This is a genomic window from Ruminococcus sp. AF20-12LB, assembly GCF_003478985.1.
GTDB lineage: Bacteria > Bacillota > Clostridia > Lachnospirales > Lachnospiraceae > Blautia_A.
The window spans coordinates 129,691-153,748 of the sequence record NZ_QUGH01000007.1 but is presented as its reverse complement, the minus strand read 5'-3'; the positions used below and the strand labels follow the sequence as shown (position 1 = coordinate 153,748).

The 24,058-nt window shown below is 36.8% G+C and carries 25 protein-coding genes and 1 pseudogene; 1 reads left to right on the top strand and 25 read right to left on the bottom strand.

All coding sequences use genetic code 11. The annotated features are described in order from the left end of the window. Window positions 1-15: 15 nt before the first annotated feature. The 9 genes from DWX61_RS10835 to DWX61_RS10790 all read right to left on the bottom strand — a co-directional run bounded on the left by DWX61_RS10835 (window position 16) and on the right by DWX61_RS10790 (window position 7,754). Window positions 16-1,353, bottom strand: coding sequence for an aminotransferase class III-fold pyridoxal phosphate-dependent enzyme (locus tag DWX61_RS10835; RefSeq protein WP_118625258.1), 1,338 nt, complete (start codon window positions 1,351-1,353; stop codon window positions 16-18). A 241-nt stretch (window positions 1,354-1,594) separates the two neighbouring features. Beyond that, entirely contained in the window at window positions 1,595-2,788 is a 1,194-nt protein-coding gene (locus DWX61_RS10830; RefSeq protein ID WP_182433985.1) for a PucR family transcriptional regulator, read from the bottom strand. 44 nt (window positions 2,789-2,832) lie between these two features. Beyond that, a complete protein-coding gene (locus DWX61_RS10825) occupies window positions 2,833-3,543 on the bottom strand; it encodes a sulfite exporter TauE/SafE family protein (RefSeq protein ID WP_021652660.1) in 711 nt (236 codons plus the stop codon). A 208-nt stretch (window positions 3,544-3,751) separates the two neighbouring features. Then, window positions 3,752-4,525 (bottom strand): NifB/NifX family molybdenum-iron cluster-binding protein, encoded by a 774-nt coding sequence (locus tag DWX61_RS10820; RefSeq protein WP_118625256.1) that lies wholly within the window; start codon window positions 4,523-4,525, stop codon window positions 3,752-3,754. 210 nt (window positions 4,526-4,735) lie between these two features. Next, window positions 4,736-4,858, bottom strand: coding sequence for a family 1 glycosylhydrolase (locus DWX61_RS10815; RefSeq protein ID WP_330607416.1), 123 nt, complete (start codon window positions 4,856-4,858; stop codon window positions 4,736-4,738). 33 nt (window positions 4,859-4,891) lie between these two features. Continuing rightward, window positions 4,892-5,014 carry a hypothetical protein gene (locus tag DWX61_RS19320; protein ID WP_270427846.1) on the bottom strand — a complete coding sequence of 41 codons (123 nt, stop codon included), beginning with the start codon at window positions 5,012-5,014 and terminating at the stop codon, window positions 4,892-4,894. Between the two features lie 7 nt (window positions 5,015-5,021). Beyond that, on the bottom strand, window positions 5,022-5,162 hold the full coding sequence (locus tag DWX61_RS19690) for a hypothetical protein (protein ID WP_330607414.1): 141 nt from the start codon (window positions 5,160-5,162) through the stop codon (window positions 5,022-5,024). Between the two features lie 277 nt (window positions 5,163-5,439). Beyond that, window positions 5,440-6,789, bottom strand: coding sequence for an aminomethyltransferase family protein (locus DWX61_RS10795; protein WP_118368515.1), 1,350 nt, complete (start codon window positions 6,787-6,789; stop codon window positions 5,440-5,442). 20 nt (window positions 6,790-6,809) lie between these two features. Continuing rightward, the gene (locus DWX61_RS10790; protein ID WP_118514200.1) at window positions 6,810-7,754 is read right to left on the bottom strand and encodes an NmrA family NAD(P)-binding protein; all 945 of its coding nucleotides are present in this window, start codon (window positions 7,752-7,754) and stop codon (window positions 6,810-6,812) included. A 249-nt stretch (window positions 7,755-8,003) separates the two neighbouring features. On the opposite strand from DWX61_RS10790, the gene DWX61_RS10785 reads away from it, so the two are divergent. Then, a complete protein-coding gene (locus DWX61_RS10785; protein ID WP_118625254.1) occupies window positions 8,004-9,551 on the top strand; it encodes a PucR family transcriptional regulator in 1,548 nt (515 codons plus the stop codon). Between the two features lie 85 nt (window positions 9,552-9,636). Here the strand turns inward: DWX61_RS10785 and DWX61_RS10780 are convergent, their stop codons facing one another. The 16 genes and pseudogenes from DWX61_RS10780 to DWX61_RS10700 all read right to left on the bottom strand — a co-directional run bounded on the left by DWX61_RS10780 (window position 9,637) and on the right by DWX61_RS10700 (window position 23,901). Next, window positions 9,637-10,842 carry an MFS transporter gene (locus DWX61_RS10780; protein WP_173715791.1) on the bottom strand — a complete coding sequence of 402 codons (1,206 nt, stop codon included), beginning with the start codon at window positions 10,840-10,842 and terminating at the stop codon, window positions 9,637-9,639. Window positions 10,843-10,853: 11 nt separating this feature from the next. Beyond that, window positions 10,854-12,170 (bottom strand): aminomethyltransferase family protein, encoded by a 1,317-nt coding sequence (locus DWX61_RS10775; RefSeq protein WP_118625252.1) that lies wholly within the window; start codon window positions 12,168-12,170, stop codon window positions 10,854-10,856. Window positions 12,171-12,647: 477 nt separating this feature from the next. After that, a pseudogene (locus DWX61_RS10770) lies at window positions 12,648-12,980 on the bottom strand (tyrosine-type recombinase/integrase); the annotation flags it as partial. A 7-nt stretch (window positions 12,981-12,987) separates the two neighbouring features. Continuing rightward, on the bottom strand, window positions 12,988-13,107 hold the full coding sequence (locus DWX61_RS19310; protein WP_243164920.1) for an Arm DNA-binding domain-containing protein: 120 nt from the start codon (window positions 13,105-13,107) through the stop codon (window positions 12,988-12,990). Window positions 13,108-13,709: 602 nt separating this feature from the next. After that, window positions 13,710-14,663 carry a hypothetical protein gene (locus tag DWX61_RS10760; RefSeq protein ID WP_118625250.1) on the bottom strand — a complete coding sequence of 318 codons (954 nt, stop codon included), beginning with the start codon at window positions 14,661-14,663 and terminating at the stop codon, window positions 13,710-13,712. 223 nt (window positions 14,664-14,886) lie between these two features. Continuing rightward, the gene (locus DWX61_RS10755) at window positions 14,887-15,561 is read right to left on the bottom strand and encodes a radical SAM protein (RefSeq protein ID WP_243164919.1); all 675 of its coding nucleotides are present in this window, start codon (window positions 15,559-15,561) and stop codon (window positions 14,887-14,889) included. 112 nt (window positions 15,562-15,673) lie between these two features. Continuing rightward, window positions 15,674-16,234, bottom strand: coding sequence for a hypothetical protein (locus DWX61_RS10750; RefSeq protein WP_118625248.1), 561 nt, complete (start codon window positions 16,232-16,234; stop codon window positions 15,674-15,676). 69 nt (window positions 16,235-16,303) lie between these two features. Beyond that, the gene (locus DWX61_RS10745; protein ID WP_118625246.1) at window positions 16,304-16,630 is read right to left on the bottom strand and encodes a class I SAM-dependent methyltransferase; all 327 of its coding nucleotides are present in this window, start codon (window positions 16,628-16,630) and stop codon (window positions 16,304-16,306) included. A 6-nt stretch (window positions 16,631-16,636) separates the two neighbouring features. Then, window positions 16,637-16,858, bottom strand: coding sequence for a class I SAM-dependent methyltransferase (locus DWX61_RS10740; RefSeq protein WP_147419623.1), 222 nt, complete (start codon window positions 16,856-16,858; stop codon window positions 16,637-16,639). Between the two features lie 245 nt (window positions 16,859-17,103). Then, window positions 17,104-19,593 carry a DEAD/DEAH box helicase family protein gene (locus DWX61_RS10735; RefSeq protein WP_118625242.1) on the bottom strand — a complete coding sequence of 830 codons (2,490 nt, stop codon included), beginning with the start codon at window positions 19,591-19,593 and terminating at the stop codon, window positions 17,104-17,106. A 319-nt stretch (window positions 19,594-19,912) separates the two neighbouring features. Continuing rightward, the gene (locus DWX61_RS10725; RefSeq protein ID WP_055067691.1) at window positions 19,913-20,161 is read right to left on the bottom strand and encodes a type II toxin-antitoxin system prevent-host-death family antitoxin; all 249 of its coding nucleotides are present in this window, start codon (window positions 20,159-20,161) and stop codon (window positions 19,913-19,915) included. A 79-nt stretch (window positions 20,162-20,240) separates the two neighbouring features. Next, entirely contained in the window at window positions 20,241-20,588 is a 348-nt protein-coding gene (locus tag DWX61_RS10720; RefSeq protein WP_207724829.1) for a winged helix-turn-helix domain-containing protein, read from the bottom strand. A gap of 129 nt (window positions 20,589-20,717) precedes the next feature. Continuing rightward, window positions 20,718-21,800, bottom strand: a complete 1,083-nt coding sequence (locus DWX61_RS10715; RefSeq protein WP_118625238.1) for an ABC transporter permease — start codon at window positions 21,798-21,800, stop codon at window positions 20,718-20,720. Continuing rightward, window positions 21,787-22,677 carry an ABC transporter ATP-binding protein gene (locus DWX61_RS10710; RefSeq protein WP_118625236.1) on the bottom strand — a complete coding sequence of 297 codons (891 nt, stop codon included), beginning with the start codon at window positions 22,675-22,677 and terminating at the stop codon, window positions 21,787-21,789. The genes DWX61_RS10715 and DWX61_RS10710 overlap by 14 nt, the downstream gene beginning before the upstream one ends. After that, on the bottom strand, window positions 22,665-23,429 hold the full coding sequence (locus DWX61_RS10705) for a hypothetical protein (protein ID WP_243164918.1): 765 nt from the start codon (window positions 23,427-23,429) through the stop codon (window positions 22,665-22,667). Before DWX61_RS10705 ends, DWX61_RS10710 begins: the two co-directional genes overlap by 13 nt. Next, window positions 23,419-23,901: an RNA polymerase sigma factor gene (locus DWX61_RS10700; protein WP_330607411.1), complete on the bottom strand. Its 483-nt coding sequence runs from the start codon at window positions 23,899-23,901 to the stop codon at window positions 23,419-23,421. Before DWX61_RS10700 ends, DWX61_RS10705 begins: the two co-directional genes overlap by 11 nt. Window positions 23,902-24,058: the final 157 nt, after the last annotated feature.

Genomic DNA, 24,058 nt, shown 5'->3' with positions numbered 1-24,058 from the left:
CTACCTCCTGCTTTATCAGTCACAAAATTTTTCATCGACCATTGTAAGCACTTCATCAAGGATCGGGAGATACTCTTCCAGCTCCTCTTTCGTGATGATCAGTGGCGGACAGATTTCAATAAAGTTCTCACGTCCGAAAGTTGCAAAGCCACGTTTCTTTAATTCTGCAAATATCCACGGCATTACCGGTCCGGGTACGCCGTATTCCTGCATCGGTTCTCTGGTTTCTTTATTCTTGACTACTTCAAGTGCGCCGAACAAACCGATACATCTTGCTTCACCAATACATTTATGCTTTCTTACCATCTCGTCCATAAACGGAGCAACGATCTTGTGCATCTCAGCTACATGTCCCTCGATGTCGTGTTCTTTATAATATTTCATTGCTGCTACACCAGCCGCACATGCAAGTGTATGTCCACTGTAAGTAAGTCCGCACTGAAGAACATTTTCCTCAAAATACTCCGCAACCTTTTTACTCACAATACATCCGCCCAGCTGTACATAACCACAGGTAACACCTTTTGCAAATGTAATGATATCCGGTTTCATGTCGAAATTCATAAATGCAAACATTTTTCCTGTACGGTAAAATCCTGCCATAACCTCATCACAGATCAGAAGGATTCCATATTTGTCACAAAGTGCACGAACACCTTCCATATATCCGTCTGGAGGAAGAATGACACCGTTTGCACCTACTATAGACTCCATCAGGATCGCTGCCACATTTCCGGGGCCTTCATATTTGAGCTGCAGATCCAGCGCATCCAGATATTTCTTCGTTACCTCTGCATCATCAACTCCTTTTGTATATCCGTCACGATACATCTGAGGGTTCATAAAGTGTACGAATCCATTTGCACCACCGATCTCTGCTGCATATCTTCTCCAGTCACCAGAAGCATTGGATGCTCCAAGTGTAGCTCCATGATAGCTTCTGTAACAGGAAAAGATCTTGGTTCTTCCGGTTACCATACGTGCCATTTTAATAGCATTCTCATTGGATTCTGCTCCACCATTTGTGAAGAAAACTCTCTTGTATGTATCTGCTCCTGCTGCTTCTACAAGCATTTTTGCCAGCATGCTCTTAGGCTCGGATGCATATGCCGGTGCCATGAAGCACATCTTATCAGCCTGTTCCTTGATTGCTTCAACGATCTCCGGCAGCTCATGTCCGAGGTTGGAACACACCAGAAGTGAAGCCATATCTGCATATTTTTTTCCATCATAATCGTAAAAATAAATTCCCTCAGCTCTTTCTACCGGTAAAGTATCTGCTCCTGATCTTGCCCATGACTGCATCACATAATCTTTATGCATCTGTGCTACTTCTTTTCCTGTTAAACTCATAATAACTTCCTCCTCTTTATCTGTAATTCAGTTTTAAATATTGTTCATTTTTGCGGTAAACAAACTTATTATTTGTTGTAGAATAAGAAAAGCGCCCGGCCCACATTCATTTGTGAACCAGACGCCTTTGTCTTATCTGAGTCATATATTACTCTCGACACTGACTGTCTGCAATAGACATCTATCCAATTATTTTTGTGCTGCAGCACAATCGTTATTATTCTGCTGCCGCATTTTCCTTTTACATTTCATTCATCTGATATAACAGGAAACCCAGCCTCAGCTGAAAACGCACATCAAAATCAGAAAGATTTTTTCCAAGTATCTCAGCGGCCTTTCCAAGCTTATAATTAATTGTATTTCGATGTACGATCAATTCCTGTGACGCACTTTTGACACTGCAGTCGTTAGCCAGGTAGCACTGAAGTACTCTGACCAGATCTGAGTGGTTCATCTCATCATATTCATACAATGGAGCTACTGTATCTGCCAGATATTCTTTTATTGCTTCCTTATCTGTAAGTGTGAGCAGTACCCTGTAAATCCCAAGATCTTTGTAAAAAATAATCTTTCCGCCATCTGTGCTTTGCTCGCCCGGAACCTGACAGACACATAATAAATCAGACATTTTTTCCGCAAACTGATAGCTCTTATAAATCTGCCTGATCCCGGAAATCTGCTTACTTACACTTACAAAAATCTGTTCCTTCTGACATACCATCCTGCATAGTATCTGAAAAATCCTCTCTGTAGTTTTTCTGCATGCTTCATCAGAATAATCACACAAAACCAGAAGGATCTGCTTATCCTGGGCACAACACAAAATCCCATTATAATTGCAGCGGATATGACTGCTCAGTTTAGATAAAATCTGCTCTAGCCTTGTTCCTGTTACACGATCATTGTCTTCCAGAACACACACATTCACAACCGTATATGCACTGTCTGTAAAATACCCTTTTCTCATCAGTGCCGAAACATACAGTTCTTCCTGAGACGGACATAAAAAGGCATTGTTAAGTGCCGTCGCAACCTCAATTGCGTTCTGCTGCTCTTTTGTTATTGCAAAACATATGATCCGCATGATTTCAGCCATTCGAACCCTCCACGGTACTTCAAATACCGGGAATCCCTTTTCATTTGCAAAATCAATAACATCCTGTCCGATCTCACTGATATAAGGCCCTGTATTGATCACGATTCCACTGGCTTTGTTTCGCCATACTTCCTTTACCAGACGAAGAAGAGTCAGATTTTCATTCAATCCTAATCCAGTTGTAAAAGTAAGCTCCTGTCCCTGCAGAAATGCAGAAATCGTGTCGCTGTCTACCATATGCGTCCATGACACTTCATGATCCAGTCCTGTCTCACCTGCTACCAGCTTCATCTCCAGATGCTGTACCTGTTTTATGATCTCACGCAATGTTACTGCCATATTTATACACCTTTCTCCACCGCAGCTTCCTGTGATCAACTGCATCAGACGATCAAAGATACTCCAGATATCAGAAGCAGTATATAAGTCAGATTCAGAAATACCTTCTGAGATACTTTACATACCAGCTTTTTACCTAACCATGTAGCTATAAGTAATGGCAGGATACTGATACAGATCAGTCGAATATCTGCCGTTCCAACCAGGCCGCTCCTGAACTGGGTAACCATCAAAAAAAAATTCAGCACCACCCATACAGGGGCCACTGTCGCACGAAATTCTTCTTTTTCTTTCAGTACCTGTGTTGCATAGATCACAAGTAAAGCCCCTCCTGATACAAACATACCATGAATTATCCCTGCCAGGATCAGAACTATCCACAAAATGAGATCCGGAAGTTTTTTCTCTGTATGGATGCACAGATTCTTTAATGCAACTACGACGATTATGATTCCATATATTGTCAGAAGAATATTTTCAGATTTCACGATCCGGCAGATCTGTATCCCTGCAAACATTCCAACCAACATGACCGCAGACATCTTAAGCAATTCTTTCCAGTTTATATGTCGATATCCGGTCACTGCGATCATCAGTCCGGACAGCCAGGCCATAACATTCAGGACCACCTTTGCATGATCCAGCCCAAGCAAATAAACGGAAGGTGGCATCGCCAATACCGTGCCGGCAAACCCTGTGATAGCCTGAATAACATTAGAAACAAACAATACAAGCAAAAATAACAATTCTTTCATAGAGCATTCTTCCTTTTCTGTATTATCTGTTTACCGCACACTCTTTATCACTGCTGATAAAATAAAAAGACGCTTTGCAATAATGACTGCAAAACGTCTTTGTTTTTCTACATTCTTGATTTTAACACGCTAAAAGGCAAAAGTCAACAGTTGCCTTTCTCCATTACCTTGACACATTCTTTTGTATTATTATTTTTTGCTATTTTTCTTAATGACAGCTATGGCTTCCACATCCATGCTCGCCACATGTATGTCCTTCCCCGTGGCTGTGCTCATGATGAGAACACTTAACATCCGGATTATAATCGAGTGTTTCATTGATAAACGCTTCTACTGCTTCATCCGCATCTCCGGAAACTCCTCCGAAAAGCTTAATGCCGGCTGCCGCTAACGCTGTCTGTGCGCCGCCTCCGATTCCGCCACAGATCAAAACATCTGCATTCAATGCTTTAAGAACTCCTGCCAATGCGCCATGTCCGCTTCCATTCGTATCTACTACTTCTGAATGTACTACTTTTCCTTCCTCTACATCATAAATCTTAAATGTTTCTGTGTGTCCGAAGTGCTGAAAAATCTGTCCGTTTTCATACGTTACTGCTATTCTCATGATACCTTCTCCTTTTTCTGCTGCATATTTTTGATGAATCTCCTGCTTGTAACATCCTCCAAGTCCACAGTTACTGCTCTGACCATCACAGATTTTGAAATCTCCACCTTCAATTTTAAGCGGATATCCATCAATGAGTGCATCTGCTATTTTCTTCCTGGCAATCTCATAAATTCGCTGAACAGTTGTTCTTGCTACTTGCATAGATACTGCGCACTGCTCCTGACTATAACCTTTCTTGTCCAACAGACGGATGGTTTCATACTCATCTACCGTCAGAACAATAGGTGTTTTTTTCTCAGTATCATCTGCCGGAAAGAATTCTAAAACATTGGGGAAATGGCAAACTTTTCTGCATTTTACTGGTCTCGGCATAAACTGCTCCTTTCTTGCTTTTCTTATATAATAGTTCTATAAAAGGCATATGTCAATAATGTTTTTGACATATGCCCATATAACTCAGCTAATAGTATTATATACAGCATAAACTTCTCCTCACGACACATATATTTCGATGTTTTTCCGCAAATCAACTATTGATAATGGCATAGAAAAAACAGTCTGTCATAACAGAAATTAATTCCATCAAAACAGACTGTTCTTTTTGCCATCTTCTTTTACTGCGCCTTCGATCTGATATGCACTCGTTGCTGCACCCCAGACAAAATCCTCTGAAAACCCTGAATACTTTCTATTTTCTTTCTCCATTGCTTTCTTCCTTTTATTAAATCATTTCTTTTGCTATTTCCATTCTTCAATTCCCAGATTCTCTATATAATCAGCAAGTTCTCTCGCCATCTCATAGGTCTCCGGAATTCTGAGATGTCCCGGAGTTGCTGCTCCGTTTCTCTTAATAATTTTCAAAAATGTTTCAAAAATCATTCAAAAAAACTTTCATATATATCGCGTGGAACATATGGATATAAGAAACTACAAATCCGCCTTCATCTTTATCTTCCACAATTTCCATACGATAGGACATTGCCATATAATCATTCAGCGTCTTCATCATTCTTCGCCTCGCTTTCTACAATCTGCTTTACCATTTCTACATATACTTTCTTGATTGGTTCATGCTTTGGTATTACCTTTATTTCCTGCATTTCTTCCTACATCTACAAGATAATCTGCTACATGAGAAATAAATTCTATATTATGTTCAATAATTAATACAGGTATATGTATTAAGTTAAAAGAATAAACCCATAAACAGCAGATCCCCTGCAAAGCTTGAAAACTCTGCAGGGGAACACATAAATTTTATTTTCCCTATGTAATCATCTCCGGTTTCATCTTTCAAAAACAGGTATATCCGAAACATCCCGCTTTTCATTACGGATATAATCCTGATTATACGGGAATCTGGCAACCTTTGCGCGAACCTTCATCTGGCGGGTTCCCGGCGTTCCCCAGAGTATTTCAAGCTCCGTCCCTTCTTTGGCATATTCTGCGGAAATGAAGGCCAGAGAAATCATGCTGTTATAGGTATAAGAGATGATTTTTCCGCTTGTGATCCCGATCTCCTTATCTGCAGCCAGCACCTTATCCGCCCGGTACTCAAAACCAAACTCTCTGACACAGAAATAGTATTCAAGCGCGCATGGTTTGGTAATATCCTCGCAGGGTTCCTCCCCAGGGCTGAGCATGGTTGCAAAGACTTCTGCCACATCCTCGGCGTTCCACTCCAGGGTTACGCATTTTTTTTGGGGCTTTTTCGACATTTCAAGGAGGGCTTCTTTTCCAATGAAGTCATGATTGTATTTAATCAGGAAATCCCATCCCACATCATAGGGAGTAACAAAGCGAGCCTGAAGATCATCCCCCACACTTCCGAGAAGCCTTCGATTGAGATTGAACATGGATAACTGAGGCACTGTGCGCATATATTCTGTCATTTTCTCGCTGGTTTCCAGCCACGGAAGCGGATAGTGAAGATTGATATTCGGGAATCCGGCCTCCGTATGGTTAAACATGTTATAAGCCTGGAGCCCAAGCTTTCTTGCTCCCAGCTTTTCACCTGCCGCCCATACCAGATTATAGATCTCCGCATAATCCGCCATATCTCCGTGAATTTCATAAGCAAGGTTGCCGGACATGCCAAGCCGGATGATGCGTACCTGTTTTCCGTTTACCTCCTGGATTCTATGTCTGCCGAATTTGATGTCGTGAAGATTGGCCTGGAATGCGTTTTCCAGAATCTCTAAGGACTTTTCACCGTCAATCTGGATAAAATATTCCTTTCCGCTCATGTTTTCGCCATGCACATCCAGATCTGATGTATTGACATAATAAGAGATCACCGGATCAAGCCAGTAGGTTCTGTAACGATCTTCTCCGATACGGATTACAACGCCGTCTGTCAGAATCTGACCTTTCTCATTGCACATTACGGCATGGCGTATGCCGTTCATTCCCAGCGTGGTAAAATCATTTGTACAAACCTGTCCCATTAATTTAACGGCATCCGGTCCGTATACATCATAAATGGGGGATGTCATAAGCGCCGTTCCAATCCATGCGCTGGTCTGATATGCCTTGATCTCATCCTCCACGCCCGTATAAGCATATGCCGTAATAAAAGATCCCTGTGGGAACAATAAGGTGGCGCCTTCCAGCGCCGGATTCATCATTTCTGCCATTTTTCGTCCTCCTACTGTTTTTAATTATCTGTAGATGTTCTTGTTCCGATTAAATGATTTTCCATATCTTCAAACATTTCTCTTACCGTGATGGGCTTTTGCCCTGTCAGCTTTTCAAAATCATCTGTAAATGTACTCATTTGATTCAGACGGATTGCCCTGCCAAAGGACACCATTCCATCTGAGCAAAATGGAAAGTTCTTCGCCGTGTCCGCCCACATTTCCTCCGTTGTCCTTGGAACGCCGATGGAGTCAAAGAACTCATACATCTCATCATCGTTGATATATTGATATTCCGTCTTTTTACCCGTAACCTCCGAGGCGATTGCCATGTACTGTGCAATTGTCAGAAGCTCGGCTCCATTTATATCAACAATTCGATCTTCCCAATCAGACATTGCCGCACAGGCCGCCGCAAGCGCACAGTCATCCCTCGAAACAAATGCCATTTTCCCATCTCCCATGTTATTGCGGATGATGCCGTTTGTATTTTCAACTGCTTCCACAAATGTGGAGACCATTGCTTCCGCATATTGGGAATCCCGAAGAATCAAATAATGGATGGGCTGTTTTTTGATATACCTTTCGGTCCATACATGATCGTTTACTTCGTAAGCATTGATATCCTCATGTCCGGCTCCTACAATCGATGTATAAACCAGTTTGTTTACACCTGCCGCCACAGCCGCATCAATTGCAATTTTATGTGCCGCTCTTCTTTTCGGTCCAACGAATGGCATGGAGATCAGAATAACTGTATCCGCATCTTTAAATGCTTCCGTCAGTTTTTCCGCATTGTTAAAATCGGCAATTCTGGTTTCAATGCCCATTGCCTGGTATTTTTCAAGACCATTTTTTGTTGGAGCCGTAAAAATCAAAGCTTCATGAGGATATTTTTCCAGCAATACACGGGCTGACCTGCTTCCAAAATTTCCGTCTACTCCATTTAACAATATCTTTTTCATAAAAAATAATCCTTTCAACTATATAGTTATAATATTAAAAAATCGATACCCCTTTATAGGATGCTCCCTCAGCTCTTTTTATTGCCTCCCTCCTTTTGTCTGAATTATATTATCTCTTCTCTAACTGTCGGCGCCTGAACAGTGTTTCCTATATATTTATAGTAAAGCAGTTGCCATCTCCCGTCATCAGTTATATAATTCATTTATACTGTCTTTTTTCGTCAAAAATAACCAAAGGAGTTTTTTGCAATGAAATCTATGAGTATTTCTGTCATCCTTGACTGGATTCCTGATAAATACAGGATTTTTTATAAATCTACGGGCTTAGATCAATTATTCCGGCATGCCCGCATGCTTGATGATTCCATGGAAATAATTGATAATGATTTTCTGTATTTAACACAAGAGAGCTCTTTCCTTGATAGGGAATGGGATATACGTAAGCCCCGGTTCCTGATTTTCTGTACCAAAACCGGATCAAAGGAGGGACAGATAAACCCTTCCTGGATGGAGCATGCCGCCATCTTATATACGGACGAGCCTTTTCATAAGGTATTCCGTGAGTTTCTGGATATTTTTGATAAGTACTATGCCTGGTATGAGCAATGCCTAAATATAATTATCGAAAACAAAGATGTTTCAGATCTGCTTGATTATGCGTCCACCTTTCTTTGCAACCCGATTGCCCTTTTTTCTCCAACCGGAAAGCTGCTGCATTATACCGGGAAATTTCAGGAAAAAATCGTGGGAACTCTCTGGGACGAGGTTATCAATTTCGGCTTTACACCGACAGAATCCATATATCCTGACGAACACCAGAGAGTTATGCAGGAAATTCACAGCGGAAACCGCTTAATCTCCAGCGTCTTTCGTCAGGATCCATCCCATCACTCTCTGACCGCTCCGCTTTATTTTGAGGGAAAAAACTTTGGAGCATTCGGTACGACAGATATAAACGGTCCCTTTACGGAAGCACAAAAGGCTTTGTTATTAGAAGTCGTTCATTTTACAGAGCTTGCTATGAAGCACCAGATTCAGGCTTTTCTTTTGCAGGATGAAGAAAACTATTATGTTATACGGCTTTTACAGGGATATCCGGCAGATGAGCTTTCTACCTCTTATTATCTCCAAGCCAGAAATTATACGAATGAGGATATTTGGTATCTTTATCAATTTTCCCTTCCGGAATCTGACGTCTCGGATACCCGTCAGTCTGCCTATATTCATCAGATAAAAAACATTCTGCCTCATGGAGTTGTCCTCTATTTTGAACATTCTATTGTTGCGGTTTGCCGCAGGCGGGATTTTGATCCTGATTATGAAAAATCATACGCCGCACTGGATGATTTGCTAAAACGGCTTTCCCTTAAGGTCTATATAAGCACCCGTTTTTTTAGATTCACGGAGCTTTCCATGGCATATGGGCAATGCAGGCTTATGAAATCTTACCCTTTGGAGCCTCAAAAACATATTCAAAGGTTTGATGAAGCCTTTCTGCATGTTTTATATGGTGTCCTTAAGGAAAAAAACTCCTTGCCGGGCTTCTGCCACCCAGCTGTTTTATCCCTGTGGCAAAGCCATATGGAGCAGGATCTCACACTCATTCATAATTTAAAATGCTATCTTATCAACGGAAGAAATATAGCGGAGACTGCCCGGACGCTTCATCTTCATAGAAACACCTTGATCTACCGGCTACGAAAAATCGAAGACCTGCTCCATATTTCACTGGATTACCTGGATGAAAATATGCTTCTCTATTTATTAATATCCTGCCTCATCTGCGAAACACTTTAATTTGGACATCCTCCTATGCTTGAAATTTGGCTTGCGACAGCAATTTCATTGCAACATAGGAAGATTTTCATTTATTTTGTGATTCTTACTTTTGATTGTTTCCAAACTGAGGGAGTAACAGCCCACAGAGGAACATAATTACCATACATATGGATGCAAGCATAAACAACAAACTATAATTTTCTCCCGCAATCGGTGTTAAGATATAAGTTGGAATCAAAACAGCTCCAAGAAGCTGTAATGTAGAGATGACACCCGCCGCACTTCCTGCATATTTAGTTCCAAGTCCTTCTAACAAAACCGGTGCGGAAAGGAAAATAGGCATTGACGCTCCAAGCATAATTCCAGTATAAAGAACCAGTATGTGTAAAACGAATATGGACGGAAATCTCCAACACATAATAATTCCGGCAAAACTCAACACGGCAGCTCCTGATACAAACACTTTAACATTTTTGATTTTAGAGAATACAATGGGACCTGTAATAGAGCCAATACAATTTCCCAATGTCAACATAGATGCAATCGTACCACATACTTTCATATCTATTCCATACATGGTCTGCAATGCCATCGGCATAAAAGTGGATAAAGTTACCGTACTGCCAAGAGCCATCATAATGCAAATAGAAACCAGCCATACACCTTTATTAGAAAGTACTACCTTAAGAGAATCCCCAATGGAAGGTTGATTTTCCTGATCTATCTTCTCCCTTTCTTCCATTGTATCCTCTGGCTTATCTTTCACAAAAAGCAACCATAAAACAAATACACTAATACAGAATATTGCTGATACAATAAAAGCAGATGTCCTGCTATCAAACAAAACTGCCGTCGTTGCTGTCGCAAAGGCTCCCGGAAGTTGTCCGCAAAATCCAAATATGCCCATCAAAATTCCTAGCTTTTCCTGCTCAAACCAACTTGCAGTAATCTTGGATGCATTAATATTGACAAACATATTGGAGAAACCGGTTAATGCCATGCAAAGAAAAAATGGCATATAGCTATTTGCAAAAACTCTCCCAATCATTCCAATTCCAGCTATAACAAATGAAATATTAATGACTTTCTTTGAACCAACCTTGTCAGAAATCATTCCTCCTACAAAACTCAAGAAAATTGCTACAATCATAGGCGCCGTAAATAAAGATGAAAACTGCGATGTTGTAAGTCCAAAAGATTGTATTAGTTCCGAGGCATACACGGATAACTGGTATTGTGCATAACTTCCCGGCATATATGCAAGACACATAATCGTAAATACCAGCCATTTTCTATTTTTTTTACTCATGGAAACTCCCTTCATTCTTCAAAGCCATACGGACAAGAACTAATATCATAATTTTTATTCTCAACCAGATCATTTAATGGAAATTTTGCAATTACTGCACGGATATCCTTTATACGCTTTCCATAATCGCCCCATTTTACAATCACTTCTTCGCACTCTTTGGCATATTCCATATCTATGGTACATTCAGAAATCATTTTATGATAATGGGAACTATATGCCGCACTACTGGATAAACCAATAACCTTGCCATCCCTTGTGGTAACATAGTCCTGATGTCCTCCACACATGCCCGGAACGCAACAAGGATACTCCATCTGCTTATAAGGCTCCCCCTCTCTATACAAAGATGCCTGTACATCTAAAATATCTTCCGGATTCCAAATTAAAGATACAATCATCTTTTGAGGATTTGACATTTCTTTCTCAAGAGCTTTTCTTCCAATAAAGTCATGATCCAATTTTGCCATCCATTGCCAGCCAACCTCTACCGGCGTCCGGAAACGTGCACGAAGATTCTCTGGTTCAACACTTCCAGTATATGAAATATTTGCAGGTGACATTTCTACAACCTTCGGATCTTTATAGGAAGCGCTCTCAAATGATACCGTAACTTGCGGATATCCTCCAAAAGCATGATTCACCGGATAACTCCGCCATCCAAGCCTCTTTAATCCCATAGGTTTTCCGATCTCATAAGCCGCATGATATACATTGGGACCATCTTCTTTTAAACCACGAATTTCATATGCAAGTGTTCCACTCATCCCAACCCTGTTCACTTCCACTTCAATATTCAGTCCCGGAATACTTACCTTACGAAATTGCAAAAATGCTAGATCATGAAGATTCGTATTCGTAAGTTTTTCTATAATTGTTAATGACTTTGGTCCTGAAAATTGAAAGACAAAGATATCACGCATGGTCATTTTCACATCATAAGCACCAGTCTCCAACAGTTTCATTGCTGCAAATGGAAGTGCAGCCGTAATCCGATATGTATTATCGTCGTCTTTCATACTAAGACAATGAGCTGCTATCAATCCTTCTTCATCAAGCATAACCAAATGTTTATTTTTTCCGTTTTTCCATTTGCTAATGTTATTCATACAAAGTTTTGAGAGAAACGCCTGTGCATCTTTTCCTTGGAATGTAATTTCAGCCCCACTAATCCCTGCATGAATATAACATGTTTCTGCCCACGATTTACAAGTTTCATACCAAGGATCAGCCTCCCAAGTATAAAGATTCCCAATATTCTGAAAATAGGTTAAAACATCTTTATACTTGGGTTCATAATCTACTCTCGCTCCAATATAATCCTTCACTACACTTTCCTCCTTATTCCGCTAATATCCCAAATCATTCCCAGCTCTGTTCCCTCTTTTGCATAGTCCGGGTTGATAAAGCCCAGTGAAATCTTGCTGTTGTAATGATAAGAAATAATCCCACTTTTTTTAATCTTGCATCACAATTATTTACTCAAATTTTCTTAACCGTCGGCGCCTGAACAGTCACATTTGATATTTATATTCTAAAACGATTGATCATCTTTGTCATTGGTTATATGATTCAACTACTAATACCTTTTTCGTTATTTTTAACCCGATTAGATAATCTTATAAAAAATACATTCATCTATTATTCTTGATTCACTTTAAAATACCACAAAGTTTTTATGACCTCTTCATAATTGATATATCGTTTATTCAATCAAATCTCTTTGAAACCTCAACAAAAATTTTATATATTTAACCAATGGCATATCCATACTAAATCGTGATCGACGTGAATCAGCACCGCCAGATTGATGCATGTCCCATTCGGTCTGCGATTGCTAATACCGGAAATCCCATATTAATCAATAACGATACATGGGAATGTCTCAAATCATACACACGGATTCGCTTCACCCCAGATATTTTTGAGCCTCTATTCATTTCATGATGCAGATAAGATTTGGAAATTGTGAAAATCCGTTCGTCCTCTTTCGGCTCATACAGCATTTTCAGGTAATCCTGCATCTCATCACACAAAAACTGCGGCATCTTAATGGTTCGATTACTTTTTAATGTCTTTGGCGGTGTAATCACATCTTCCCGGTGCAGTCTCTGATAGTACTTGTTAATCCGTAGTGTATGCGTTTCAAGCTTCTCGTTTTGCAGGAAATCCTCTTTTGGATGGCTGGTGCGTTTCTCCTGTCCAATCAGTATAACGATAGACCACCCGCCACTTCCCAGTGACATTATCTTTGTAAATACTCATACAAATTCTCCTCTCTTTCTCTTACATTTCGCTGTAACATACTTTTTTGCGGAAATAATTAGTGTTTACTCTGCCAACTACCGTAAGATAACCCAGCTTCTGTAATTCTTCATTTAGCTGTTTGACAATCTTATAAGCATAAGACTTGGAAACTCCCAGTTCCGCTGCAACTTCTTCTAATCAGCAAGGAAGAATATGATGAATGGAGATATAAGTATCCGGAACTGGATACTTACCAGAAACGTGCCAAGATACCATCTCAGGAATTGAGTGATTACCTCGTAAAAGAATTGACTAAAAAAGAAAAATAAGGAAAAAGAAAACCTTACCGATATTCAGTTTTTTACTTCTGAAAATCAGTAAGGTTTCTTTATATACGTTATGAAATAAAATTTTTATTCGCCGAATAACCACAAAATGTTGCCATTTTGTTTCCAGATACTAAGCAAATTTGTTTGAAACTCGCATAAATACTGGTTAATCTGATGTTATCATGTATCAAAATCGTATCATTTTGATGCGTTTTTATTTTTTGTTAATGTGGTTTCAAAGCTGCTGTACCCAAATTGTACCCATTTACATAAAAACAAATATATATATATTTATATATTGCTCAATAATGTTGATATCCATATAAGAAGCACATAGAAACCTATAAATGCCAACAAAACACCTACAACTTTTATCCGTTGTTTCCAATTCATTTTAGACCATAAATCAACTATTTCTCCCACAAAATTTTTTGCTTCTTTTATATCCGACCGAATCATTTCTTCATTTTTTTCATATTGTTTGTCAACTCCTTCAAGATATTTCTCTACTTCATCTTTTTTCTCTTCTTTCAATTTTTTGTACATACTTTTATAATTACTTATTGCGCTCTCCGCAAAAGCAATTTGCCCAATTGCGAAAATCATTATATCATATATGTTTCCTACGTCATCAGATGACATATCCATCATGGAAGTAATATATATAACTAATAAAATCAAAAATTGCACTATTGATGCAATTGATTTCACCCTATAAAATTTCACTTCATCAATAACACATTCTGTTAATGGAATGTATATAAACAAAGATATAATTACAAACCCTATGATTAGGGTCTCTGGCAGATTAAACTTTAACGCCTGTGCAATAATATCTATTTCTTGACACAATGTTGAAATCAAAAATACTATTACAAATAAAATTACTATAATTTTTATCCAATTATATTGGTACTTCTTTCTCTTGCTTATTAAATAATAATAACTCAATAATACTTCGCTATAATTATCTTGTCCAGTTCCCCAGTTTAACAATATAATCAAAATTACCGTACTTACCACTACACTTAAAATTCTAGCAAAATCTGCGCCATTATTCCCTATGCAATTATATAGCAAAAATGCCTCTAATATATACAATATCAATGCTAGACCAAGAACAAGCAAAACAAGCAAGATTATCCCAACAATAATTCTATGTCCAAATTGCTTTTTTCTTGTTGCATATAGCCATTGCAAACATTTTTCAACAATGTAACTTATTATATACTTAATATCATCCATCTCTATGTAAATTTCTCAGCTGTATGCTTTTCTCCACTTCATAAATTTTATTATTTCCATGCGTATTATCGACGTAAATAATCTTTCATTATCTTTATTTACCAAACAATCACAATATATCTGCTCCTTGGTACATAATGCCAACTTATACAGATTTTATCTCCTATTTCAATAAATCAAAACATCTCGCTTTCAATTTATGCATTTATCTATAGCAAAAAATTTATATATCTGGTGTAATTGTTTTTTCTTTAATATAAGAATCTATTTTATTTTTTTCACAAAAATCAATCACTTGCTTTGCCTTTTCATTATAAAAGTGTTTATGCTGCGGATATCCTAGTGAAACCTCTTTACAATAATTCGTTCTACCAAAAATAATTTTATCAGTAAATGACACAGCTTCTAAAAGTTCATTTATATCCTGATCAATCAAATTAGGTGTAGGATATGGCTCCATACTTATCCATGTCTTACACCCAGAATCATGCAACGCTTTTAAAGCATCTATTCTTTGCTGATAAGACGCTGCATACGGCTCCATTTTTTCCCGATATTTTTCATCTAAAGAAATTAATGTAATGCCATACTCATTATCCATTGAATAATTCTTTTTGTCTCCCAATTCAAGCGGAAGTATTCCCTTCGTCAAAACTGTGCATTTTATCCCATTTAAATTTAGAAGTCGAATCTCATCTTTACTCATTTTAGCAATTTCATCAAACTCATACATAAAAGGATCTGTGGTAAAACACAGTTGAACTGATTCTATTCTATTTCGAAGCTTTGGTATTTCACTTTGAAGAAGTTGTAATGTATTAGATACCAAATATGGTTGCAGCCATTGTTCATAAGTATGTATTTGTCCAAATCTTTTTTTTGCAAGAAAGCATAACATGGAAATTTACATCCGTGAGCACATCCCAAAACATGATTCATTGTATAATCGCCGTATTCAACACCTGTTTCATAGAGCATTGACTTTCGCTGAATATAACCAGCCACTCGCTTCATGGTTGCAACCTCCTAATTATTACATTGTGATTCCCCTTTTCGTCCATAAATTTTAATGGCTTGTTTGTCTTCTCCGAAAATTGAGGTTGTCTCACAATCTGTATATATCCATCTTTTTCTAATTCTTTAAGAGCATCATTAACCATGCTAATGTAACCTATCAATCCATATTTTACATAAAATTCTGCAGTTAGCCTACTCAAATGCACTCCCGTGTTATAATTTAATAAATGCTCTTTCATTTTGTCTTTAACATCCTGAATAGTGATTTGTTTTCCTGAGCTATCAGTGCTTACATCTGACATCAGATCAAAAATTGACATCTGACCTTCGCCTTGTATATTTAAAACTAACTCATCTGTACGATTTAACATATTCTGTGCCATCAATAAGCAACCTTCTTCATGGTTACATACATGTATCATTCGATATTTAGGATGATTTGTTTTCTTAATCTGTATTGGCATATCTAGAACATATGAATATCTCTTTCGTAATTGTTTTTTATAACCTGCGGATAGTAATTCTTCTGCCTGATATCCATCAAATTTCCCCATATTAAAATCCCTAACTATCTCCTGCCAATAAGTTCCATCCGCAATCTTATTAAGTAAATTGATAGATTTTTAATCTGCTTCCACTTGTATAGGTGAGTACTCAACCAAATCCTCAAGATCTGTTAATGCACGATCTTTTGTATAATCAACTTTTAATGCACGGCAGGCCTCTCTAAAAAAGCCAAAGGAATTAAAATTTATTAGCATTTCAAATGATGCAAATTCAAAAGTTGAAAATATATCAAACAATTCAGAGTCTAATGTCTGAATACCATATGGATCAATGTACAAAAATACATTAACATTTTTCTTGGTTTTAAGAATTTCAATAATTTTTTCCTCATATTTACCCGAAAAAATAGCAGGCTTCCAATAGCAACTAGAATAACTAGACAAATTTAATTAAAGATCTGATGCGTAATTTAAATCAATAAAACACATATCAATCTGAGCATTTTCTGATCTTGTCTGCGCAATACAATCCTTGCGTATATCAAGTGCAATAATCGGAGAACCTGGTTTTCCATCATCAAATCTACCTTTTCCAGAAAAGCAATCCACATAAAAAATTGGACGTTTTGTCATCAAAACTTTTTGAAAATATGGTTTTAAATATGCTCCCAATAATGTATCTTTAATCTCCGACCAATCTTTTTTCTCTTTAAAAAATCTCTATTATCCTTCGACATTAAATATCTCCCAATCTTTGATAAAGTCTTCAGAACTTAACATATCATCAATACATCGCAAGTAATAATTAATCTCTTTTGTTCAGGGCATAAAACCTTATCTAGAAAGCATTTTATTATATCGTAACAACTTTCACCTTTAAAACCCTTATCCTATCTTCATTAATTAATATACGTTTATTACCTACTTTTTACAGAAAAAATTGTTGTATATTCTTCAATTATAACTTCTCTGTTTAGTTTATAGGTGCGTATCAAATTATTGATTTTTTCCACGTTTTTAAAATTATTTTTCTGACACATTGCCACAGCAAAACCTCTTACATTTTTTTTAAATTTTTCTAATAATTCAGGAGTCATAATCCTAATTTCTGAAGTTGGAGAACATTCAAAACCAAATACCCTACTATTATGAATCATCACAGGAATACATTTTACTTGTTCATCTTGATACAAATTCTGAAACCACGCATAGGATCCATTCAACTGATTACAATCATGTTTACTAATTGTATCCGTTGTCGTTTCGTTTTTACACTCTATAACCAAATAATTGCCAGAACCTAAAATAATAAAATCATCTGGTCCTTTTCCCACTTCTCTTTCTGGTTGTCTTGCTCCATATCCAATTATCGAAAATACATCTTTTATTGCATTTTCAAATTTCTTTGACGTCCCTTCTAAGAACTTTAGGTCATCCATAATAGCATCCATATATAATATAAATTTATTTTCATCAAAATTTAACGCATTAATTCTATCAATAATATTCCTTGACTGTTCTGGTAAATTTCCCGATACTTTCAAAAACTGAATTCCCTCAATAGGATTCAAAACATCCATATTATCTTTTTTAGCAGATTTCAGTATTTGTTGTGCTTCACTTTGATCTATAAAATTTGTATATTCTGCTAAAATTTGTTTATAGTATCCTTTTACTCTAGCATTTTTTTCTTCGTTGACTAAGCAATTAATACTTTCTGCCGCTTTTACATAATCACCATACATTCCATAGTCAAATGCTTTCCTTGTCATTTTTGCCATGTTACTAATATTAACTGAATAAACATACTCTACACTAGCTGTAGCATTCTTACATATCTCAATCCAACTAGGATCTCTATGAAGAATATAATCTCCTATACCCATAATCTCATCTATTGATTGTCCTTCAATTTGCTCACACATTTTCTCAGATAATTTAAATTGTGCGCTCGTCGCACTGCTAAAATAATTATATCCATCATCAGCATACAAAACATTCGTCAGCTGATTCCCTAATAAATAGATTAAGCAATAATCATTACTCGACCGTACTCCTCTTCCCATTCCCTGTTCAATTCTTTGTATTTGCTCACGTTGAATCCTTTCACTTTTTCTAACAACTTCATGTTCATACTTATCATTCATATTGCTTATATTCGGGAGTCCATCTATAACTAAAATTCTACAAGAATTATCAGGAAGATCAATCCCATCATATCTATTCACAATTACATATAAACCATGACTATTTTCTTTAATATGGCTAACACCTTCAGAAATATTTCCAGACGATAAAACTACACCCCCATTACTCTCCCAATGTTTTGACATTGCAAACGAAGGAACAAGTACAACAACATTATATTCCTTAGCTTTTTCAATAAGTGCATTTCTCATTTCCATTTCAGTTAACTCTTTATTAATTAACTTAGGTACAACTATTAATCGCTCTCCAATGTCATTCGCTTTTTCAGGGGTAATAACTCTCATATCTTCCTTAAAATCTACTCCCATTACTGTTGCAAATGGGCTATCATCTGGCAATGTAGCACTCATATAAATTCTTCGCTTTGCATCGTCAAAACTTTTAATTTTGTGTATAGGTGTACAATTAGGTACAATACTAATACCTTTAGCAGAAATATAACAATGAGATAATTTTATTGAATCTTTCACAAGATCCAACTTAAATTTGATAAAATCCTTTTCTCTATTTTCACATAACAATTGATACATTTCATGACTCTTCTCTTGCCAACTCCAAAATGGTACTAACATATTATCATAAATGTTTCTATCTTCTACAATTTCAGCAAAGCGCCCCTCGGCTTGTACATTCATCACATCATAAAATAATGCAATAATTTGCTCATATAATGAATCTGTCCTAGGAACTATTATAGAAAATTGTTCTTGAATATTTCCAATACATGCATGCATATCATCAATAATGACACTTCCAATGTTGTAATTATTTTCTTCTCTAAGTCCAAACACACTCTTTCCATTAACCAATTTTTGAATAGTTGTCACTAAAATCGCTCTTTTACGCGAATAATCCAAATCCGTTTCTGAATCAATAACCTTAATCCCTAATTCTTTTGCTTGACTAATTACCTGTTCAACCAAATACTTATCAGGAACAACATACATAGCCGGGCCTATACCTTCATTCAAACAACTTTGTAAAATCATTAAAGCCACAACGGTCTTTCCACTTCCCGTATTCATTTTTATAATTGTATCTCTATTATTTCTCTGCTCAAACCATTGCTTCCAAACTTCGCCTTGCACATCTCTTGGATACTGATATTTTTCCGTTTTATTTGTTAATCCCATGAAAATATCTCTTGGATTAATCTGTTTTTGAAATGTATTTAATCCCAACTGTGTAAAATCTATCATATTTTTACCCTCCACTTTATCCAAACACCTTCGTAATATCCCGATAACGATTTACCACCCGATAAATCTCTACTACCTCTTTACCAACCTTATACAGCACGACATAATCTTTCCACACCACATACTTATAATCCGTCTTAAAACTCACACGCTTAGACAAGTCTACACCAATGTAAGGAAACTGCTGTATATTCTCAAACTGGCTGTAAATCTCCTATATTGTTTCCAATGCTTTATCTGCATTATCCTCAGCAATATAATCCTTAATAGATTTCAAGTCCTTTGCCACTAACGGATTGATCCATAACTTCATCATGTTCTATTCTCCCACCATTGTCTTTAGTTCATCCAATGACAACCAACCTTTTCCATCCTTGACAGCCGCCTCAGCCTCTTGCAGCTTCTCTAAAAGTTTCTTTTCTGCTTTATCTCGCTCATAATCTTCTATATCCATTACCACAAATCTTCCCCTGCCATTTTTCGTAAGAAAAACAGGTTCTCCCACCTGGCAGTTCTTCAACACTTCATTGTAATTTCTCAAATCAGATACCGGTAATATATTTGGCATAGTTACCATCCTTTCAAAATCAATACTATATTCTATCTTTTATTATAGCCAAAGACGCTGTAAAAATCAACGAAGGTTTTTACAGCGTTTCCCTTATTTGCAGTGCCTGATTAAATCGATAGCCAACTCCCCACACTGTCTGTATGTAAACAGGCTTGCTTGGATTATCCTCTATCTTTTCCCGTATATTGCGAATATGGCTCATAACAATGTTGTAATCGCCATAATATGGTTCTTTCCAAACCCTATCATATATCTGCTCTTTACTAAATACTATTCCGGCATTTTGAGCCAACAACAATAAAATTTCAAATTCTGTATATGTCAAGTCAATTTCATTTTTTTTACGAACTACAATGCGCTTACGCTTATCAATATAAAGTCCCTCAAAACAAAGTTCCCCTTTATGGACAGCTTTATGTTTCAAAACCTCTATATCTTCACTCACACACGATATAATACGGTTGATAATATGCTCTTCTCCATCCTCAAATGATAGAATTAAAATCTTCCCAAATGATCACCCCATTTCACATCCTGTACAAGCCAATTATTTTTATGCAAATTGTTTTGTCTTATAAGATACCAATCCTTTTACCAAACACCCTATGGCAAAACAAATATTTATTCCCAGTACAATATACCATATCTCATATATGTCATTTACAATTCCCGTCATGACAAGAAAAATCGGCATAGAATCTACTATAAGCCATATGATTCCCCCGAAAAACATCCTTATCAATACAGGAAGTCCCCAACATACAGCCACAATAATTACTGCGCCAAAAGAGCTATTCTGATATGCAGAAACGCATAGTGTAATGGCGCATAACGATAAAAGCGCCTGAAAAGCTAATCCTAATAAAATGCCAAGATATTTCAAAAATAATACAGGTTGAAGCATATGTTGAGAAAGCACCATCCAGGATATATTTTCAAATCCCTTCAAACCATATATCATCCAGCATAAGACTAAATTGACTAACACAAACCACATAAAAATGAAAATAGTGAATGTAAAAGAAGCCAAAATTTTAGCATGAACATCTTTTCTTCTTCCTTCTTCCGTGCTAAAAATTAATGGCAGCATTTTCGTCTGGCTTTCATCTGCGAAGATGGTCGACACCCCGCAAATAATCAATATGCTTCCTAAAATCAATCCAAACTGAAGCATTTCAACGAATACCTTCCATCCCGTTGTATATGCCAAATAAGGTGTTTTCCCAATTTCATCATAAGCTTTTCCCAATTCTGTTTCCCACAGAAAATACCTTTCCGTTGGAAGTACACCATTTTCCCATGCACCATTGGTAAAATATCTTGTAACAAAATCATTTAAAAAGTTTCCATCTCTCCACCCTGGCATATTTTCCTCAAATTTTGTAGGTAAACCATATTTTTCAATTATTTGATTCACTTTTACATCTGTCAAATCACCTTCAAATTCTTCCGTAATCTTCCGATTCATCTGCACTGCTTCATAACCGGAATAAAACTTCCCATCTACTGTCGCTATTTCTCCACCGACCTCTGCAAACCCAAAATACAGAAACAGCAATCCTGTCGCAGCCAACATTCCTATTTTAAATATTTTATTTTGAAATAGTTTAAAAAGCTCCATCTTATAAAGTCGCATTTTTTTCTCCCCCTGTTATTTGTGTATGATAAAGATATGCATCTTCCAGTGTACTTTCCACATTTTCTGCACCTGCAACCGGCTGTCTTTCTGAAACAATTCTTAGTTCAACATTTTCTCCACTACTTCTCATATTGCTTACAATGAAGCTACTGGTTATCTGCTCTGCTTCTTTTTCAGAAACAATACACTTCCAAACACATCCTTCCACTTTGTCAGTGAGCTCTTTTTCCGTTCCTTCTTGAATCAGTTCTCCATTCTTCATAATCAAAATACGGTCTGCAATATAATCTATATCAGATACGATATGTGTAGACAGTAAAACCATCCTATTTTTTCCAAGTGAACTAATCACATTACGAAATCGTACTCTTTCCTTTGGATCAAGTCCTGCTGTAGGTTCATCTAAAATCAAAATTTCAGGATTGTTCAGAAGTGCCTGTGCAATTCCTATTCTTCGTATCATACCTCCTGAAAAAGTCTTTAGCTTTTTCTTTTTCACATTTTTCAGCTCTACCATATCTAAAAGTTCGTCAATACGACTATTGGCATAGTCTTCCGGTAGTGCTTTCAATGCCGCCATATATCGCAGGAAGCGTTCCGCAGTAAAATCACCATAATATCCAAAATCTTGTGGTAAATATCCCAATAACCTACGATACTCTGCTCCCATACTGGCGGTCTCAATATTATCGCAATAAATACTTCCCTCCGTTGGCTGCAAAACACCACAAATCAATCTCATTAATGTTGTTTTTCCCGCACCATTTTCTCCCAACAGTCCATACACACCATTTGCAAATGTATAATTAAATTTTCTGACTGCTTCTTTATCCTTGTATTTTTTTTGTACATCCATCAACTTTAATTCGTGCATAATACTTCTCCTTTTTCCATTTTACTAAGCAATTTTTTTATCTGCATTACAAATAAAAGTCCCGACACAAGAAGAGCTACTGCCCATATCCAAAGAGTTGTTACAAAAAGTGCTCTCGGAATCGAACCAATTACTCCATAACTTATTGATAAAAAGATGGCACTCATGCCAAATAAAGATAAATTTTTTCCTCTTGTTTCCATTGATAAAATCCCTAATGCAGTTATGCTTGATACTAGATATGGAGTTAAAATATACAGCCCCACCTGTAATAATCCAACTCTCCAATGATAGTTCAAATAGCCAGCTATCAAAAACAATATCATAACATTTATCATTCCCGACAATACCAGCCATGCAGCAACACACTGTTTTGTATTAAAATAGCAGCTTTCTCCTAACTCTGCCATTTTTCCAAAAAACAATTTATCAATCACACTAATAGACGTTATGCTAAGAATACCTGCTCCAACCATACATACAGTAATCATCTCATTTTGATTCAATCCGGTATATTGCAATGCTGTAATAAAAATAATTCCTAAACAAATAAGGACACCATAAACAGCAAAAAACAATTTATCCATGTACCAAAATTGATGAAACAAAATATTTTTTGTAGACATCATTGGCGTTCTCTGCTTTTCCATTTCATCAATCATTGCATGATAAGTCTTTTGTTTTCTTATTTCATCAACATGAACTTGCTCATCTGCCTTTGCAAAAAGAGTCTTTATTTCGCTATCTCTCATAATCATTCTCCATTAACTTTTTTAACTGATTTACACCTAATCGAAATCTTGACTTTGTAGTAGAAACACTGCACCCCATAATCTTTGCAATATCTTTAAATTTCATTTCTTCATAAATACGCAGAATAATAACTTCCCTCGTATCCTGCGAAAGTTCCTTTAATAAATTTCTCAAATAAACGGCATCCTCCGCTTCGGTCAGCATATCTTTATTATTTGGAATTTCATCAATCTCCTCCCATTCGATGGCTGTTACTTTTTCTTTCTTATCCCGGAAATAATTAAAACATATATTTCTTGCAATAGTCAGGAGATAACCTTTGAGATTATGATGTTTATAGGAAGTTCCATACTTCATAAATTTCAAAAAAGTTTCCTGAGCAATGTCGTAGGCATCATCCTCTGTTTGAACCATATATAGACAAAAGCGATAAATATCTGCATAATATCGTTCAATAATAATACCGTTCAATAATAATACCGACTGCCTCTTTATTTCCGCTATGTACTTTTTGAATCAATTCGCTGTCCTTCATAGCGTTTTCTCCAATCATAAAATGTCTTACTTCTTATATAACCATTACAAAGCGAAAAAAGTTCACTATAAATTTGCTTTTTAATATTTTAAT

Coding starts and splice junctions, on each gene's coding strand:
- DWX61_RS10835 (WP_118625258.1), bottom strand. CDS start 1,353: ATGAGTTTAACAGGAAAAGAAGTAGCACAGATGCATAAAGATTATGTG.
- DWX61_RS10830 (WP_182433985.1), bottom strand. CDS start 2,788: ATGGCAGTAACATTGCGTGAGATCATAAAACAGGTACAGCATCTGGAG.
- DWX61_RS10825 (WP_021652660.1), bottom strand. CDS start 3,543: ATGAAAGAATTGTTATTTTTGCTTGTATTGTTTGTTTCTAATGTTATT.
- DWX61_RS10820 (WP_118625256.1), bottom strand. CDS start 4,525: ATGCCGAGACCAGTAAAATGCAGAAAAGTTTGCCATTTCCCCAATGTT.
- DWX61_RS10815 (WP_330607416.1), bottom strand. CDS start 4,858: ATGGAGAAAGAAAATAGAAAGTATTCAGGGTTTTCAGAGGATTTTGTC.
- DWX61_RS19690 (WP_330607414.1), bottom strand. CDS start 5,162: ATGATGAAGACGCTGAATGATTATATGGCAATGTCCTATCGTATGGAA.
- DWX61_RS10795 (WP_118368515.1), bottom strand. CDS start 6,789: ATGGCAGAAATGATGAATCCGGCGCTGGAAGGCGCCACCTTATTGTTC.
- DWX61_RS10790 (WP_118514200.1), bottom strand. CDS start 7,754: ATGAAAAAGATATTGTTAAATGGAGTAGACGGAAATTTTGGAAGCAGG.
- DWX61_RS10785 (WP_118625254.1), top strand. CDS start 8,004: ATGAAATCTATGAGTATTTCTGTCATCCTTGACTGGATTCCTGATAAA.
- DWX61_RS10780 (WP_173715791.1), bottom strand. CDS start 10,842: ATGAGTAAAAAAAATAGAAAATGGCTGGTATTTACGATTATGTGTCTT.
- DWX61_RS19310 (WP_243164920.1), bottom strand. CDS start 13,107: ATGAGTATTTACAAAGATAATGTCACTGGGAAGTGGCGGGTGGTCTAT.
- DWX61_RS10760 (WP_118625250.1), bottom strand. CDS start 14,663: ATGGATGATATTAAGTATATAATAAGTTACATTGTTGAAAAATGTTTG.
- DWX61_RS10755 (WP_243164919.1), bottom strand. CDS start 15,561: ATGTTATGCTTTCTTGCAAAAAAAAGATTTGGACAAATACATACTTAT.
- DWX61_RS10750 (WP_118625248.1), bottom strand. CDS start 16,234: ATGGGGAAATTTGATGGATATCAGGCAGAAGAATTACTATCCGCAGGT.
- DWX61_RS10735 (WP_118625242.1), bottom strand. CDS start 19,593: ATGATAGATTTTACACAGTTGGGATTAAATACATTTCAAAAACAGATT.
- DWX61_RS10725 (WP_055067691.1), bottom strand. CDS start 20,161: ATGCCAAATATATTACCGGTATCTGATTTGAGAAATTACAATGAAGTG.
- DWX61_RS10715 (WP_118625238.1), bottom strand. CDS start 21,800: ATGCGACTTTATAAGATGGAGCTTTTTAAACTATTTCAAAATAAAATA.
- DWX61_RS10710 (WP_118625236.1), bottom strand. CDS start 22,677: ATGCACGAATTAAAGTTGATGGATGTACAAAAAAAATACAAGGATAAA.
- DWX61_RS10705 (WP_243164918.1), bottom strand. CDS start 23,429: ATGAGAGATAGCGAAATAAAGACTCTTTTTGCAAAGGCAGATGAGCAA.